The sequence below is a fragment of the Nocardiopsis moroccensis genome (assembly GCF_055763695.1).
In genome coordinates this window covers 1,030,592-1,047,401 of sequence record NZ_CP199747.1, presented here as the reverse complement: position 1 = coordinate 1,047,401, position 16,810 = coordinate 1,030,592, and the positions used below count along the sequence as shown (strand labels likewise).

Sequence of the window (16,810 nt, the reverse complement as noted above, 5' to 3'; positions counted from 1 at the left end):
GGAAACGGAGAGCAGCCATGCCAAGCAAGAGGGAGCCGTCCGGGCCGCCGAGCGAGGAGTTCATGCTCAGCCGGATGCGTGACTGGCGGGCCGAGCACGAACGGGAACTGACCCCGGACAGCCTCGACGACGAGGAGGAGGTCAAGCTCCCCGACGCGCGGGCGATCAACCTGGCCCTGCGCGTGGGAGAGCTCATGCTGGCCAGCGGCGAGAGCACGGAGGCCGTCAGCGAGGCCATGCTCAGCCTCTCGGTCGCCTTCGACCTGCCCCGCTCGGAGGTGTCGGTCACCTTCACCACGATCTCCCTGTCCACCCACCCGGGCGGTGACAGCCCGCCGGTCACCGGCGAGCGGGTGGTGCGCCGCCGCACCCTGGACTACTTCCGCGTCAACGAGCTGCACAGCCTGGTCCAACAGGCCGCACTGGGCCTGCTGGAGCTGGAGGACGCCAGTGCGCGGCTGGAACAGATCCGCCGGGCCCGTATGCCCTACCCGAACTGGCTGATCGCGGTGGGCTTCGGCCTGATCGCCTCCAGCGCCAGTGTGATGGTGGGCGGCGGGGCGGCCGTGGCGGCGGTGGCCTTCCTGGCCACCGTCCTGGGCGACCGCACCTCGGTGTTCCTGGCCAACCGCGGGGTCGCGGAGTTCTACCAGATGGCGGCGGCCGCGGTCGTCGCCTCCTCCATCGGTGTGGGGCTGCTGTGGGTGAGCACCACCCTGGACCTGGGCCTGCAGGCGGGCGCGATCATCACCGGCAACATCATGGCGCTGTTGCCTGGCCGTCCGCTGGTCTCCAGCCTCCAGGACGGGATCAGCGGTAGTTACGTCACCGCGGTCGCACGGCTGCTGGAGACCTTCTTCATCCTGGGCGCGATCGTCTCGGGCGTGGTCACCGTGGCCTACACGGCGACCCGGCTGGGGGTCAACCTGGACCTGGAGAACCTGCCGTCCGCCGGGATGGCGCTGAACCCCGCGGTGCTGATCGGCGCGGCCGGGATCGCCATGGCCTTCGCGATCTCCCTGGCGGTGCCGCCCCGGATGCTGCCCACGATCGGAGCCCTGGGCGTGATGATCTGGGTCATCTACGCGGGTCTGCGAGCGTTCCTGGACGTTCCGCTGGTGGTGGGCACGGTCGCGGGCGCGGTGGCCGTGGGGATGGTCGGGCACTGGCTGGCCCGGCGGACCCGGCGCCCGGTACTGCCCTACCTCATCCCGTCGATCGCACCGCTGCTGCCCGGCAGCATCCTGTACCGGGGGCTGATCGAGATCACCCAGGGGACCGGGGGCGCGGTCTCGGGGCTGCTCAGCCTCGCCGAGGCGATCATGGTGGCGCTGGCGCTGGGCGCCGGGGTCAACCTCGGCGGCGAACTCGTCCGGGCCTTCCAGCGCGGCGGCCTGGCCGGGGCCGGGATGCGCAGCCGTCCGGCGGCCCGCCGTACCCGCGGTGGCTACTGACCCGCCGGGTACGGTTCGGTGCCTTCACCGATCCTCGCCGTCCGGGGCCGCCCGGACAGAACTACGCACGGGTGAGGTACGTCTCATTGGTGAGAGCGAACAAAAGGGGAGGGCGAACATTGTCGCCTAAACCGACAACACCATGTGATGTCAGCCACTATTGTTGGCCTCAGCTCAACGAAGAGCACCGAGACGAAAGGCTCTGTCATGTGCAGCCATTCACCCTCCTGCCCGTCCTTCGAGGACACCGACCGCGAGGCCGCGCGAATCGTTTCCAGCCACCCGGAACAGGGGTGGAGCCTACTCTGCAACGGCGTCGTCCTTTTCGACGACACCGGTGAACTCCTCCCCGACGGGGCGGTTGTCGCCCCGCACCGACCCCGCGCCGCCGCCTGAACGCGCCCGCTTCGGAGCTGAGCGCCGGAACCGCTCCCGCCCGGGCCTGTCCGGCCCCGGCCCGGGCGGGCCCAGGGCCGCCCCCGGCCACAGCCCGCAGGATCCCCTCAGCGCCCTTCGGGCCAGCCCTCGGGCAGTACGTCCTCCCCCATCGCCTCGCTGAGCCGACGCCGGAAGTCAGCGTGCACGTCGGCACCCCACACCAGTTCACTCGGCGTCCGAAGAGCCTGCTCCATCGCGGCACGCAGCACGGCCGGCCGGGCCTCCCCCTCGACCACCGGAACCGCCAACAGGGCGTGCATCTGGGTGATGACCGCGAACAGCTCCCCCGCCAGCGCCGGCGCGCTGGCGGTCGCCACGGCCTCCTCCAGGTAGACGTCCCACCACGGTTCGGGAGCCTGTTCCCCGTCCTGCCCCGGCGGCTGGGCGAAGGGACGGCGCAACCGTTCGCGCACCGCTCGGGACGCCTCCCGGTCACCACTGTCCAACCCCAGCCGCCAGACCCGTGCGGCCGCGTCCGGTTCTCCGCGCAGCGCCATCAGCCCGGCGAGCAGTTCCACCGCCGCGCCCGAGGTCTGCGGCTCCGGGCGCACGCCCGCCCCCTCCTCCGCAGGCCCGGGGTCGACCACCGCACCCGCGTCAGCGATCGCCCGTTCCAGGTGGGCCGCGGCCCGCAGCAGCCGCAGGCCGGGGTCCTCCCCCACGGCCAGCCCTCGCTCGACGGCCACGGCCGCGGCCTCCGGCCGACCCCGTTCGAGTAGGCGCCCGGCCAGGTCGCGTGCGGCGTCGACGACGGTGACGGCGTGCAGGCGGCTGAGTCCGGTGTCGCCGGAGGGCAGTTCCAGCACAGCCTCCCAGTGCCCCTCGGCCTCGGCCTCCTCACCACGCAGTTCCGCCTCACGGGCCAGCCCGTAGCGGGCCAGCGCGGTGTAGGCGGGACCGCCCAGCTCGAGCAGGCGGTGCCAGACCCGCGCGGCCTCACCGTGGGCGCCCTCCTGTTCGAGGGAGAGCGCCAGGTGGTAGGCGGCGCGCGGAGCGTAGCGGGAGTCCCCGGTGGCCAGCGCCCGGCGCGCAGCCTCGCGTGCGGCGGCCAGGTCCCCGCGCTGGTCCTGCACCACCGCCAGTCCGAGCAGTGCCCTGGCCTGGACGCCCGGGCGCGGGTTGGCCGCCACCGCCTGTTGGTAGAGCTTGGCGGCCTTCTTCAGATGGCCGTTCTCGGCGAGGTCCTGGGCCTGGTCGCACAGGTCCGGTGCGGACTCCGCCGGGGGCACGGCGGTCTCCTCCGCGTCATCGGGGTCCGTGGCTTGGGGTGCGGGGGTTGCGGGGCCAGAGCGTGCGGGAGATCCGGACGTCGCGGTCATTCCTTGCGCTTTCCATGGGGTGGCGGGTCCGCACGATGGGGGCGCGAACCGTCAGCATCGCCGCAACTCTAACGCGCTCTCCCACAGCCGCTGGAGGCCTGTGTGACGGATGTTGGTTCCTGTGGCTGTTTCCTGCACCTCTCCGGATCCGTTCCGCGGGTACTCGGATCGTTTGGCGCGAACCGAGCGACACCTTTACAACGTAGATCCTTAGTAGGCGTTCGGGGAGAGCGGATAGGACGACGGGGCGCCTCTCCCGGAGAGGCGCCCCGTTCGTGCCGGTCCCGCAGGCCGGCCCGTGTCCACCGCGTGCGTCGTGCGACGCGCGTCCGCTACAGCTCGAAGGCCTCCGGCGGCGGGCAGGAGCAGACCAGGTTGCGGTCACCGTAGGCCTGGTCGATCCGGCCGACCGGCGGCCAGTACTTGTCCTGGCGCAGCGACGGCAGCGGGTAGACCGCCTCCGAACGCGTGTAACCGTGCTCCCACTCGTCGGCGGTCACCGCCTCGGCGGTGTGCGGGGCGCCCCGCAGCGGGTTGTCGTCGGCGGACCACTCCCCCGCGGCGACCCGGTCGATCTCACCGCGGATGGCGATCATCGCCTGGACGAACCGCTCCAGCTCGGCGAGGTTCTCGCTCTCGGTGGGCTCGACCATCAGCGTGCCGTTGACCGGGAAGGACATGGTCGGTGCGTGGAACCCGTAGTCCATCAGGCGCTTGGCGACGTCCTCGTTGCTGATACCGCTGGCCTTCTGGAGCGGGCGGATGTCGACGATGCACTCGTGCGCGACCAGACCGTTGGCGCCGGTGTAGAGCACCGGGTAGTACGGCTCCAGGCGCTTGGCGACGTAGTTGGCCGAGAGCACGGCGGTCTCCGTGGCCGCACGCAGACCGTCGCCGCCCATCATCCGCACGTAGGCCCAGGAGATCGGCAGGATGCCGGCGGAGCCGAACGGTGAGGCCGAAACCGGGCCGACCCCGGTGTGCGGACCGGCCTCGGGCTGGCTCGGGTGGTTGGGCAGGAAACCCGACAGGTGCGAGCGGACCGCGACCGGGCCCACGCCCGGACCGCCGCCGCCGTGCGGGATGCAGAAGGTCTTGTGCAGGTTCAGGTGGCTGACGTCCGCACCGAACTCGCCCGGCTTGGCCCAGCCCAGGAGGGCGTTCAGGTTGGCGCCGTCGACGTAGACCTGACCGCCCGCCTCGTGGACCAGGCGGCACACCTCGGTGATGGTGTCCTCGTACACGCCCGCGGTGGAGGGGTAGGTGACCATGATGGCCGCCAGGTCCTCGCTGTGCTCGGCGGTCTTGGCACGCAGGTCGTCCAGGTCGACGTTGCCGTCCTCGGCGCAGGCCACCACGGCCACGCGCATACCCGCCATGACCGCGCTGGCGGCGTTGGTGCCGTGCGCGGAGCTGGGGATGAGGCAGACGTCGCGGTGGGCGTCGCCGCGCGAGCGGTGGTAGCCGCGGATCGCCAGCAGCCCGGCGAGCTCACCCTGGGAACCGGCGTTGGGCTGGAGTGAGACCGCGTCGTAGCCGGTGACCTCGGCCAGCCAGGACTCCAGGTCGCGGATGAGCGACACGCTCCCGGCCGCCTGGTCGAGCGGGGCGAACGGGTGCAGGCCGGCGAACTCGGGCCAGGTGACGGACTCCATCTCCGCGGTGGCGTTGAGCTTCATGGTGCACGAACCCAGCGGGATCATCGTGCGGTCCAGCGCCAGGTCGCGGTCGGACAGGCGGCGCATGTAGCGCAGCAGCGAGGTCTCGCTGCGGTGGGTGTTGAACACCGGGTGGGTGAGGTAGTCGACGCCGCGGGCCAGGTCGGCGGGCAGGCGGTCGGCGCTGCCGTCCACGGCGACCGGGCCGCGGTCGGCGCCCCGGTCGGCCTCACCGAAGGCGGCCAGGACCTGGTCGAGGTGGTCGACGGTGGTGGTCTCGTCCACGCTGAGGCCGACCGTGCCCTGGTCGACGGTGAGCAGGTTGATCCCGGACTCCAGGGCGCGCTCCACCACGCGGTCGGCACTGGGCACCCGCACCCGCAGGGTGTCGAAGTAGGCGCCGTGGACCACCTCGAACCCGCGCCGGGCGAGGGCGTCGGCCAGGGCGACCGTGCGGGCGTGGACCTGGCGGGCGATCGCGCGCAGGCCGTCGGGGCCGTGGTAGACGGCGTACATCCCGGCCATGATGGCCAACAGCACCTGGGCGGTACAGATGTTGCTGGTGGCCTTCTCCCGGCGGATGTGCTGCTCGCGGGTCTGCAGGGCCAGGCGGTAGGCGGGCTTGCCCGCGTTGTCGACCGAAACGCCGACCAGCCGTCCGGGCAGCTGGCGGCGGAGCTTCTCGCCCACGGACATGTAGCCGGCGTGCGGGCCGCCGAAGCCGAGCGGGACGCCGAAGCGCTGGGTGGAGCCCACCGCGATGTCGGCACCCAGGTCACCGGGGCTGCGCAGCAGGGTCAGGGCGAGGATGTCGGCGGCGACCACGGCCAGGGCGCCGCGTTCGTGCGCCTGGGCGATGACCGAGCTGGGATCGCGCACCACACCGCTGGAGGCCGGGTACTGGACCAGGACACCGTAGGCCTCGCCCTCGGGCATGCCCTGGGTCAGGTCGGCGACGACCACCTCGATGCCCAGGGGCTCGGCGCGGGTGCGCAGGACCTGGAGGGTCTGCGGGAACACGTCGGAGTCGACCACGAAGACGTTGCTCTTGACCTTGGAGGCCCGCCTGGCCAGGGTCATGGCCTCGGCGGCCGCGGTGGCCTCGTCCAGCAGGGAGGCGCCGGTGATGGGCAGGCCGGTGAGGTCGGAGACCATGGTCTGGAAGTTGATCAGGGCCTCCAGGCGACCCTGGGAGATTTCGGGCTGGTAGGGCGTGTAGGCCGTGTACCAGGCGGGGTTCTCCATGATGTTGCGCAGGATGACCGGGGGCGTGAGCGTGCCGTAGTAGCCGCGACCGATCATCGGGGTGTTGACCTTGTTGCGGGAGGCCAGTTCGCGGAGCTCGTCCAGGGCCTCGGCCTCGCCGATCGCCCCGGGCAGGTTGAGCGGGGCGCTCTTGCCGGGGCCGGTGAGGATGGACTCGGGCACCGCGGCGGTCATGAGTTCGGCGGTGGAGCCGTAACCGATCGTCTTGAGCATCTCCGCGGTCTCGGCCGGGGTGGGGCCGATGTGGCGGTCGGCGAACACCCGGGCGGGCGCGCCCGAGGTGGGGATGTTCGACGGGTCAGGCACGGAGACCTCCTGGTGACAGGGCCGATCGGGTCGGCGGTGTTCCTCACGGTCTCCCCCTCTGTCACCCGGCGCTACGGTGCCCGGGCTTCAGAGCGGCCTTCTCCACGCGGTCCATGGTGCCTGAGAGGTTACTGGGGAGTATTGCCCCGTCGGCGCCCCGTTGCCGAGGTCTCTCCCGCGTGGTATCAACAGCCTGCTGACGCTCTGTATATGTAGACAAGCAGGGAGAATGTCGGTTTTCATCCCTGTTGTGACTACGACCGTACTCGATCCACCGCCGAACCACCGAGCCAGGGCACGCCTTTTCGGCAGTTCACACGAAGATGCCCGCCGACCGTCGGCCGCACCGATGCCGTGGGCCGTCGGCCGGGACCCGGCCGTTCGCCCTCCGCCCCCGCCGTCGGCGGGCTCAGCCGGTGCGCCGCTCCCTGCGGCGCCGGGCCAACTCGTCAACGGGCTGGGCCGGCGCCGCGGGCAGATCGGTCCGTTCCTCGGCCGGAACCACCCCCAGGGCCTCCTCCAGCTCCCTGGAGACGTTGGCCAGTGCCAGGCCGAACATGCCCTGACCCCGCTGCATCAGATCGACGACCTCGTCCGGTGACGTGCACTCGTAGACGCTGACCCCGTCGCTCATCAGGGTGATCCGGGACAGTTCTGCGGCGGGACGGCCGCGCAGGTGGTCCACGGCGGTGCGGATCTGCTGGAGCGATATCCCGGTGTCCAGGAGCCGTTTGGCCACCTTCAGCATCAGGATGTCCGGCAGGCTGTACAGGGGGGCGTTGTGGGCTCCGGTGCGCACGCTCGGCTCCACCAGGCCGGTTCTGGCCCAGTAGTCGAGCTGCCGATAGGTGATACCGGCAGCCGTACACGCCGCTGGGCCCCGATACCCGACGTCCATAGGCAGCGCCACCACGTCCTCTTCGCACAGTAGGCCCTGCTGCCCCGCTAGCCGCAGCGCGGACCGCCTGTCATCGGGATCCCGCTTGCCGCTCGCTACCGCCACGCCGACCTCCGGCTTCTCGTCCCACGGCGGCATCGACAGGGGAGGGTCCACTAGGGAAAGGGCGCGCCGCGGGTTTCACAGCACTGACCGTAGGACGGCCGCACGATAGCGTCAACGAAGCCGCCCGGCGCGTCGCCAAGTGCACAAGGAGGCTGAGCCGCGGCACCGGCTCCTCGGGCCCGAAACGGGTCCGGCGGTTTTCGGCTACGCACTCCACGCCTGTTCCCCTTACCCAATCTAACACCGACGGGCCCGGCAAAGTCGCAGGCCACGAAGGTTTTTCCGGCAGCGCCCGGACCAACCGCCAGGCCATACGGCACGGGACCCGCGGTCGGCGGGCCCCGTCCGGTCACGTACTGCGTCGGCCGAAATCCTCCGGCGAGATGTTGTCCAGGAACTCCCGGAACGCCTCGACCTGGTCCTCCTGCTCGTCCGGGATGGGCATCCCGGCCTCCTCGATCACGTCCTCGTGGGCGTAGATCGGGGTGCCCGTCCGCAATGCCAGGGCGATGGAGTCCGAAGGGCGCGCGCTGACCTCCACACCGTTACTGAACACCAGTTCGGCGTAGAAGATCCCGTCACTCAGACCGGTGATGTTCACCGTCTCGAGCCCCGTGTCCAGAGCGTCCAGGACGTCCCTGAACAGGTCATGGGTGAGCGGTCGCGCAGGCGCGACCCCCTGTTGGGCGAGCGCGATCGCGGTGGCCTCCACCCCGCCGATCCAGATCGGCAGGTAGCGGTCCCCCTCGGATTCCTTGAGCAGGACAATCGGCTGGTTCGAGGGCATCTCAACCCGGACGCCGACGACCTCCATGTGCTTCACAGCGGCTCCGTCCCACGAGTCGTCATGCCGGTTGGGCGCTCGTCCCTGCTCCCCCGTTGAATCAGGATCCCGAGGGCAAAGGCACCCCTTCGTTACAAAGCTCTCCGGAGGCGGGGGGCCGCAAACCTCCTCGGCCCTCCCACCCCCGTCGACCGTGGTCAGCGCACCGTCACCGGCGCGGTTTGGTCAGCAGGACCATACGGAACTTGCCGATCTGGATCTCGTCCCCTCCGCCCAGTTCGGCCTCGTCCACCGGCTCGCGGTTGACGTAGGTTCCGTTGAGGCTGCCGACGTCCCGGACGCCGAAACCGTTGCCTCGTCGGAAGAACTCGACGTGACGCCGGGAGACGGTGACGTCGTCGAGGAAGATGTCACTGTTGGGGTGACGGCCCGCGGTGGTCACGTCGCTGTCCAGCAGGAAACGGCTCCCCGCGTTGGGGCCTCGCCGGACCACCAGCAAAGCGGTTCCGGGCGGCAGGGCGTCGGCGCTGGCGGGGTCGTCGCCGCTGAGCTCGTCACCCGGTTCCTCCTCTTCCAGGGCCTGTATCCCGGAGATGGAGATGGTCGACGTGACATCTCCGCCGGACTCCCCGGCCGTGGCGGGCTGTGGGCTCTGCTGTTCGGCCCTGCGGATGGGGGTTCCACAGTGGGAGCAGAAACGGGCATCATCCGCAACGGCGTGACCGCACTGCGTGCAGTAAACGCTCGACATAGGTCGGCTCGGCCTCCTACCGCACGGGGCGGTGCTTGATTCGGCTGATCGGTGGCGCGTCCCGGACGCCGGGCGGGCACCGGGCCCACACACCGTCCGGAACACGGTGAGTCGGTCCGCTGTCGCGGCAGCGGGACGGCTCACACGGTCGGTCGCTAGGTCTCATCCCCCATGTTGTACTCCTTGTCACCCCCCGTTGGGTGTCCGCCGTTGCCGGGATCACCGGGGCGGGTGGTGACGCGGTGCTTCAGGGAACACTCGACTTTAAACCATATCCCTGTCCAGGCAGGGTTTCGCTCCCGTTCGGCCCGCTGTGAACACCCTGAGGGGCGCCCCCTCTCGGGTCCGGCCGTGCCGGCACCTGGGGCACCGACTCGGGCGAGGCGCAGACCGCACGGAAGGGCAACACCTGTTATGGGGCAGATGCCCGATCCCGGCATTTGGTTCGCCGGATCGCCGGGTGGATTTTCGCGAACTTCCCACTCAGGCCCTGACCTGGCTTTTTGTCCATTTTATCCCTGTTTTTCAGGGAGAGGAAAGCCCGATCGAGCTGGCGACCCGCCTACGCCCGTGGGCGCGGACGGCCCTGCCGCCCACGCCCACGGGACGACTGGTTAACCCTCGGCCCGTTCCACCACGGCCGCCCACTCGTCGAGCAGGGCATGCGCGACGTCCGAATCAGGACCTTCGGCCCAAAGATGGGTCACGGCTTCGGAGGTGTCCGGCAGAACCAGCGCCCAGCTACCGTCGGACTCGATCACCCGGACCCCGTCCGTGGTGTCGAGCTCGCGCTCGCCGGCCGCCTCCACGACCGAGCGCATGACGCTGCCCTTGACCGCCCACGGGGTGGGTACCGAACGGCGCAGGAGGTGCGCCCGGGGGATCGCGCTGTCGATCTGTCCGAGCGAACGCCGGGTCCGCGCCACCAGACCCAGCAGCCGCACGAAGGCGGCGATGCCGTCACTGGTGGGGCTGAACTCGGGGATGACGAACCCGCCTCGGCCGTCGCCGGCGAAGACGATCTCCTCCCCCGCCGAACGGACCGCCTTGGACAGCTCGTCGGTGGCGGTGGCCGTCCAGAGCACCTCGGCCCCGTGCGACCGGGCCACCTCCTCGGCCACCCGGGTCGTGGTGACCGGCAGCGCCACCCTCCCGCCGCCGCGTTCGGCCGCGACCAGGTCCAGGACCACCAGGAGCGCACGGTCGCCGTCCACCAGCTTGCCGTTCTCGTCCACGATGGACAACCGTTCCGCCACCGGGTCGAAGCGCACCCCGAAGTCGGCCCCGGAGTTGGCGACCAGCTCGCCCAGCCGCTCCAGGTCCCGCATCCTCTTGGCGACGGTGTCGGTGGGAGAGGCCTCGTCCAACCGGTTGTTGACCGTGAGCACGTCCACGCCGATCCGGCCCAGCAGCGAGGGCAGGATCAGCGAGCCGGTACCGCCCGCGCAGTCGACCACGACCTTCAGCTCGGCCTCGGCCACCCCGGAGGTGTCCACGGACCTCAGGAGCTCGTGTGAGTAGTTCTCCACGTTGCGCGAGGGGAAGGACAGTTCGCCGATCTCCCCTGGGAAGGCGCGCCGGTACTCGGCCCTGGAGAAGACCCGGTCGAGCTTGCGCTGGGCCCCCGGCGAAAGGTCGGCCCCCTCCCCGTCCAGGAACAGGATGTCGACGGACTCGGGGTCGCCCGGGCTGGTGCGCACCGTGATGCCGCCGCTGATCCCGCTCTGGGAGGTGTGGAAGCGCGCCACCGGCACCGGGACCACCTCCAGGTCGCGGACCTCTATGGCGGCGGCGGTGAGCGCGCTGATAATGGCCCGTTTGAGCGTGCGCGCCGCCCGGGAGACGTCCCGGGAGGTCGTGACGACAGCGCCCTTCTTGAGCGTGGTGGCGTAGGCGTTGGCCAGCCGCACCGCGAGCTCGGGTGTGATCTCGACGTTGATCAGGCCGGACACGCCCCGGGGCCCGAACAGCGAACGCTGGCCCCGCGACTCCCAGACCACGTTGGTGTTGACCACCGCGCCGGCCTCGATGGTCTTGAAGGGGTAGACCTTGACGTCATTGTTCACGTAGGCCTCGGACTCGATGACGCAGTCCTCGCCGACGACCGCGCCCTCCTCGATCCGGGCCGCCGCCATGACGTCGGTGTTCTTGCCGATCACGCAACCGCGCAGGTTGGCGCCGCGGCCGATGAACACGTTGTCGTGGAGCACGGTGCGGTGGCAGAACGCCTCCGCCCGTACGACGGCGTTGCTGCCGAGCACCGTGTACTCGCGCAGCTCCGCACCGGCCTCGACCTTGGCGTAGTCGCCGATGTAGAGGGGGCCCTTCAGGACGGCGGTGGCGTCGACCTCCGCGCCCTCACCGATCCACACCCCGGGGGACACCTCGAAGCCGTCGATGTCGACGTCGACCCTGCCCGAGAGCACGTCGGCCTGGGCGCTGAGGTAGCTCTCGTGCGTCCCCACGTCCTCCCAGTAGCCGTCGGCGACATAGCCGTAGAGGGGCTCGCCCTCCTCCAGCAGTTCCGGGAAGACGTCGCCGGACCAGTCGACCACCTCTCCCGCGGCGACCCGTTCCAGAACCTCCGGCTCCATGATGTAGATGCCGGTGTTGACGGTGTCCGAGAAGACCTGGCCCCAGGTGGGCTTCTCCAGGAACCTCTGGATGCGCCCCTGGTCGTCGACGATGATGATGCCGAACTCCAGCGGGTTGGGGACCCGCTTGAGGGCGATGGTGACCTTGGCGCCGCGCTCCTTGTGGAAGCGGACCATGTCGGTGAGGTCGATGTCGGTCAGCGCGTCGCCGGAGATGACGATGAAGGGCTCTCCGCGCAGGTGTTCCTCGGCGTTCTTGACGCTGCCCGCGGTGCCGAGCGGGACCTCCTCGGCGACGTAGTGGAGCTTCATGCCGAGCTCCTCGCCGTCCCCGAAGTAGTTGCGGATGAGGGTGGCCAGGAACTGCACGGTGACCACGGTCTCGGTGAAACCGTGCCTGCGCAGCAGGCGAAGCACGTGCTCCATGATGGGCTTGTTGACCACCGGCAGGAGCGGTTTGGGCTGGTTGGCGGTCATGGGGCGCAGGCGTGTGCCCTCGCCTCCCGCCATCACCACGGCCTTCATCGGCGGCACCGCGGCGGGGGCGGTCTCCTCACTGGGGGTGCTCATCGACGGCACCCCCGGGCGGCGGCGCCGTCAGGAGGCGCGGCGGGGGACAGGTGTTCGGAGCGCGCGCACCCGCGCGCGGTGGGACATGTTCTCATTGCGGAGACGACACTCCCTTTCGATCCGACAGGACTCAGGTGAGCCGGTCCGCCGGTTCGGTCGGTGGATCAGGGTCCGTTCCTGCCCTGATCCGACGGGCCCGGTCCGTCCGAGCCCTCGGGCACCGCGCCGGGATCGCCGTCAACGGTCGCCTTCAGCAGCCGGATCGGGTCGATCCGCGCTGTGTCCGCGCACGGTGTCGCTGTCCGGGGAACCCGCGTGGATTCCCGTCCGATCAGCGCGTTCGTCGCGGCGAGTCTGGTCGATCAGGCGCAGCCCTTGTACGGCGTAGAGCAGTCCGGCCCACCAGTAAAGAGCCGTTCCCCACAGCGCGAAGGCCCAACCCATGATTCTGGCCACATCTCCGATGATCGACGCGTATCCGGCGATGAACAGCAGCGGGAACGAGTAGAGCAGACAGAGGGTGGCGGCCTTGCCGGCGAAGTTGACCGGCAGCGGCCCGTAGCCGAAGTGGCGCAGCAGCGGCAGGGCACCGAGGATGAGGACGTCCCGCAGCACCAGGATCCCCATCAGCCACCAGGGGATGATGCCCCGGATGACCAGGCCGAGCAGGGCAGCGAAGATGTAGAGGCGGTCGGCGAGCGGATCCAGGACCGTGCCCAGCCGCGAGGTCTGGTTCCAGGCTCTGGCGATCTTGCCGTCCAGCCAGTCACTGATCCCGGCGAAGGCGAGCACGAGGAGTGCCCACCAGTCCGCCTGCGGAACCAGGATGAGCCAGAGGAACAGCGGAACGCCCAACAACCGGAGCATGCTCAACAGGTTGGGAACCGTCCAGATGCGGTCACTGACCACCGGGCTGGCCACACTGCCCCCCGACTCGTGTCTGCCTTCTTCCGCGGATCGCCCCATGACGCCAACGATAACGGGAGGGACCGTCGTCTTCCGCCATCGCGCGCCCCACCGGCCCAGGGAGGCCCCGGGCAGGTCCGCCCCTTGATCGTACCGTGTACGGACTTCTCCCTTGACCCGGCGCCCACCTGCGCTTTCGGTTCCCCGCATGGCGGTCGGCGGGTGAGGGATGGTGCGGGGCGCCGACGGGACCGGAACCGGCCAGCCGTGCCGGGAGCCGCGTGCGGGCGCCCGGGTCCCGGGCGCCCGCACGTGGGATTCAGGACCTCTCGTCCCCTTCGACGGCGTCCCCGGCGACCGCGGTGTCCTCCCGCGGGTCCTGCCCCGGGTCGGCGGACCGCTCGGCGAAGGCCCTGCGCAGGGCGAGGAAGGCCTCCACCATCATCCACACGGCAAGGACGAAGATGACCAGGTCCAACGGGGCGAGCACGAAGCGCTGCATGGGGTCGGCGCTCAGCACGAAGTCCCGCAGCTGCACGATGAGGGCCCACGAGGTCATCACGGCGAGGAACACCAGCGGCACCAGGATCGCGACGGGGTTGCGCCCCCTCTTCGTGACCCAGACGGCGATGACGGACAGCGCCAGGCCGGCGGTCAGCTGGTTGGTGGTGCCGAAGAGCTGCCAGAGGGTGCCCGCGGCGAAGTTGCCCGGAACGAGCGCCAGCACGAAGGGGATCACCACCGCGACCAGTGTGGCCACGGTGATGTTGCGTGACAGGAAGTGTGCGGCGCGCCGGAGGGCGCCGCCCTCGGCGGCCCGTTCCCTGACGATGGCGCTGATCTCCTGGACCGTGTAGCGCTGGAGCCGGACGGCGGTGTCCAGGCTGGTGGCGGCGAAGCTCACCACGACCACCGTGGCGAACACCAGCCCCACGCTCTCGGGGATGCCGATGTTGGACGCGAACCCGGCCACGCCCTCGGTGAACCGGCCCGCCGGGTTGGTTCCCGCGGCGGCCCAGTCGACGTAGATGTCGGTCCAGGCCGTTCCCTGGTTGGCGGAGAAGACCATGATGCCCGCGGTGCAGGCCAGGATGGAGCAGACCGCCAGAGCGCCTTCACCGAGCGAGCTCAGGTAGCCCACGTAGCGGGCGTCGGGCTCCTTGTCCAGCTGTTTGGAGGTCGTTCCCGAGGCGACCAGGCTGTGGAAACCGGACACCGCGCCACAGGCGATGGTGATGAACAGCAACGGGAAGATGGGCGGGGAACCCTCGGGCAGGTCGCCGCGCAGCGCCGGGGCCTCGATGGTGTTCATGCCCACGATGATGCCGACCATGATGACGAGCAGGCCCAGCAGCATCTGCTGCTGGTTGATGTAGTCGCGCGGCTGCAACAGCATCCACACCGGCAGGCGCGAGGTGAAGAAGGTGTAGACGAAGATCAGCACCAGCCACACCAGGGCGGGCTCGACGCCCGCCAGGTTCGCGATCGGGTCCACGGTGATGGGCAGCGCCTGTCCGAGCGGGATGCACGCGTAGACGATCACCAGACTGATCAGCGAGGGGACGAGCGCGGCGCTGCGCCTGCGGTAGACGACCTGCCCCACCCCGATCGCCAGCGGGATGGTGACCAGGACGGGTAGTACGGCCTCGGGGTTGGCGATGAGCAGACCCGCGATGATCACCGCGAACACCGCGTTGACCATGGTCACCAGGAAGAAGATGATCAGCAGGAAGAGGAGTCTGGCCCGGGTGCCGATCACGTCCTTGGCCAGCGCCCCGATGCTCCTGCCCCGGTGCCGGACCGAAACCACGATCGCCCCGAAGTCGTGGGCTCCGGAGGCGAAGACCGTCCCGAGCACCACCCACAGGAGCGCGGGCCCCCAGCCCCAGAAGACGGCGATGGCCGGCCCGACGATCGGCGCCGCCCCGGCCACGGAGATGAAGTGGTGGGCGAAGACGATGTGTTTGCTGGTCGGGACGTAGTCGATCCCGTCCTTGTAGGCGTGGGCGGGTGTGACGAAGTCCGGATCCAGCGCGTAGACCCGCTTGGCGAGGTAGGCCGAGTAGAAACGGTAACCGAGGGCGAACAGCGCCAGGGCCCCGAGAAGGACTGCTATGGCCGGCATGGGGGTTCCTTCACACTCACGGCACCTGGGCGATCAGGGGAGCGAAAGTCGGTGCCTTTGGGGACGGGTACGACCACGCGAAACTAGCATGTGACCTGAAGCACAGTGAAGTGTCGGGATTCCGCCCGGTCCGCCCCGGGCACGGCCGGGACGGACCGGACCCGCTGCGCCGCGGTCGGCGGACCGCCCCCGGCCCGGAGCCCGGCCCGGCCGTCGGTCCTCAGTCCGTCGAGAGGATACGCTCGGCCTCCCGGCGCCCCGACAGCAGGGCCCCGTGCACCGTGGCGGTGTGCTCGATCTCGGTGGCCTCGCCCGCGAAGAAGACCCGGTCACCGACCGGCTCGCCCAGTGCGGTGCGGTCGCCGTCACCGGCACCGACCGCGGTGAAGGAGAACCCTCCCCTGGCGAAGGGGTCGTCCATCCAGTGCGTCAGATAGTGGTCGACCGGGTCCGGTGCCTTCTTGAACATGCCGCGCAGGGACGCCATCGCGTGCTCGACCACGTCCCCGTCATCCATCTGCGCGAGGAACCGGGCCGCCTTCCCGCCGTTACGGCTGACCAGGACGGGCTCACCGAAGACGTTCTGTCCGGCGTACCAGTGGAACCAGGCGCCCTCCTCGGTCCCCAGGTGGACCAGGACCTCGGCGTCGCCCCAGAAGACCTCGTCGAAGCGCAGGAAGAGCTTCTCCAGGCGGCCGTTGCCCAGACGCTCCAGGGAGTCCTGCTTGGCCACGGGCAGGGCCGGCTCGAAGTCGACCTGCCCTGCCTGGAGCACCCCCAGCGGCAGGGTGACCAGGACCCGGTCGGCGGTCAGCGTCTCCTCGCCGTCGGGGGTGTCCACCCGCACGTCGACGCCGTCGCCGTCGTGGGAGACCGCCAGCACCACGTGTTCCAGGCGCACGTCCAGGCCCCGGGCGAGGTGGTCGGTGAGCTGACCCATCCCGTCGGGGAAGACCACGTCGTCACCGCTGAACTCGTGCTGGGAGGCGACCGCGGAGAAGGCGATCTCCTCGGCGTCGGCCCCGTGATCGGCCTCGGCGAGGCGGTGGACGATCTCCGCCGCGTCCCTGGCCCGGGAGCGCACGAGGTTGGCGTCGTAGAGGGCGTGGTTGATGCCCTCCTCCATGGACTCCTCGGGGCTCGCACCGACCGTCGCCCAGTACATGTGCTCGTGGAGGAGGTTGACGTCCTCCAGGTTGCGGCGGTGCCGGTCGAACAGGAGCCTGCGCCCCTTGGGGTCGTAGGCGGTCTCGGTGGAGCGGTTGAACACGGCGGTGCGCGCGCCCACCTCCGCCACCAGCCGGGACAGCGGGTTGTTCTCCTCACCGCGCATCCACGAGGCCCCGACGTCCAGGGTCACGCCGTCCCACGGGCGCACCGAGTGGATCCGCCCCCCGGTCCGGTCGCGGGCCTCCAGCACGGTGACGCGTTCACCCTGTTCGGCCAACCGGTCCGCGGCGGCCAACCCGGCCATTCCGGCACCCACGACGATGGTGTGGCCCCGGCCCGGCTCGGCTTCGCGTCCGCGCGGTTCGGCGCGGGTGCCCGCGTCCGGCCCGGCCCCTGCGCCGGAGGCCTCCCCGGTGCTCTCCCCGCTCACGTCCTCGCTCATCGCACTCCCCCTCCGTGCCGGCGG

Annotated in this window: 10 protein-coding genes, 1 pseudogene and 1 riboswitch; of the genes and pseudogenes, 2 read left to right on the top strand and 9 right to left on the bottom strand. The window is 70.4% G+C overall.

The window, feature by feature from the left end:
• Nucleotides 1–17: 17 nt before the first annotated feature.
• Nucleotides 18–1,454 carry a threonine/serine exporter family protein gene (locus tag ACUKCB_RS04310; RefSeq protein ID WP_473039154.1) on the top strand — a complete coding sequence of 479 codons (1,437 nt, stop codon included), beginning with the start codon at nucleotides 18–20 and terminating at the stop codon, nucleotides 1,452–1,454.
• Nucleotides 1,455–1,661: 207 nt separating this feature from the next.
• Nucleotides 1,662–1,850, top strand: coding sequence for a DUF5999 family protein (locus tag ACUKCB_RS04305; RefSeq protein WP_191271746.1), 189 nt, complete (start codon nucleotides 1,662–1,664; stop codon nucleotides 1,848–1,850).
• Nucleotides 1,851–1,957: 107 nt separating this feature from the next.
• Here ACUKCB_RS04305 and ACUKCB_RS04300 read toward each other — a convergent pair whose 3' ends face one another.
• From ACUKCB_RS04300 to ACUKCB_RS04260, 9 genes and pseudogenes are all read right to left on the bottom strand, one after another.
• Nucleotides 1,958–3,211: a tetratricopeptide repeat protein gene (locus ACUKCB_RS04300; protein WP_473039153.1), complete on the bottom strand. Its 1,254-nt coding sequence runs from the start codon at nucleotides 3,209–3,211 to the stop codon at nucleotides 1,958–1,960.
• Between the two features lie 332 nt (nucleotides 3,212–3,543).
• Nucleotides 3,544–6,441, bottom strand: a complete 2,898-nt coding sequence (gene gcvP / locus ACUKCB_RS04295; RefSeq protein ID WP_473039152.1) for an aminomethyl-transferring glycine dehydrogenase — start codon at nucleotides 6,439–6,441, stop codon at nucleotides 3,544–3,546.
• A gap of 97 nt (nucleotides 6,442–6,538) precedes the next feature.
• A riboswitch (glycine riboswitch) is annotated at nucleotides 6,539–6,629 on the bottom strand.
• 221 nt (nucleotides 6,630–6,850) lie between these two features.
• Nucleotides 6,851–7,339, bottom strand: a complete 489-nt coding sequence (locus ACUKCB_RS04290) for a MerR family transcriptional regulator (protein WP_452547588.1) — start codon at nucleotides 7,337–7,339, stop codon at nucleotides 6,851–6,853.
• A gap of 454 nt (nucleotides 7,340–7,793) precedes the next feature.
• On the bottom strand, nucleotides 7,794–8,267 hold the full coding sequence (locus ACUKCB_RS04285; protein WP_017583139.1) for a bifunctional nuclease family protein: 474 nt from the start codon (nucleotides 8,265–8,267) through the stop codon (nucleotides 7,794–7,796).
• A 169-nt stretch (nucleotides 8,268–8,436) separates the two neighbouring features.
• Nucleotides 8,437–8,979: an FHA domain-containing protein gene (locus ACUKCB_RS04280; protein WP_473039151.1), complete on the bottom strand. Its 543-nt coding sequence runs from the start codon at nucleotides 8,977–8,979 to the stop codon at nucleotides 8,437–8,439.
• A gap of 614 nt (nucleotides 8,980–9,593) precedes the next feature.
• The gene (locus tag ACUKCB_RS04275; RefSeq protein WP_473040917.1) at nucleotides 9,594–12,098 is read right to left on the bottom strand and encodes a sugar phosphate nucleotidyltransferase; all 2,505 of its coding nucleotides are present in this window, start codon (nucleotides 12,096–12,098) and stop codon (nucleotides 9,594–9,596) included.
• 209 nt (nucleotides 12,099–12,307) lie between these two features.
• Nucleotides 12,308–13,064, bottom strand: a pseudogene (locus ACUKCB_RS04270) (CDP-alcohol phosphatidyltransferase family protein).
• 304 nt (nucleotides 13,065–13,368) lie between these two features.
• The gene (locus ACUKCB_RS04265; RefSeq protein ID WP_473039150.1) at nucleotides 13,369–15,174 is read right to left on the bottom strand and encodes a carbon starvation CstA family protein; all 1,806 of its coding nucleotides are present in this window, start codon (nucleotides 15,172–15,174) and stop codon (nucleotides 13,369–13,371) included.
• Between the two features lie 220 nt (nucleotides 15,175–15,394).
• Nucleotides 15,395–16,786: a flavin monoamine oxidase family protein gene (locus tag ACUKCB_RS04260; protein WP_473039149.1), complete on the bottom strand. Its 1,392-nt coding sequence runs from the start codon at nucleotides 16,784–16,786 to the stop codon at nucleotides 15,395–15,397.
• Nucleotides 16,787–16,810: the final 24 nt, after the last annotated feature.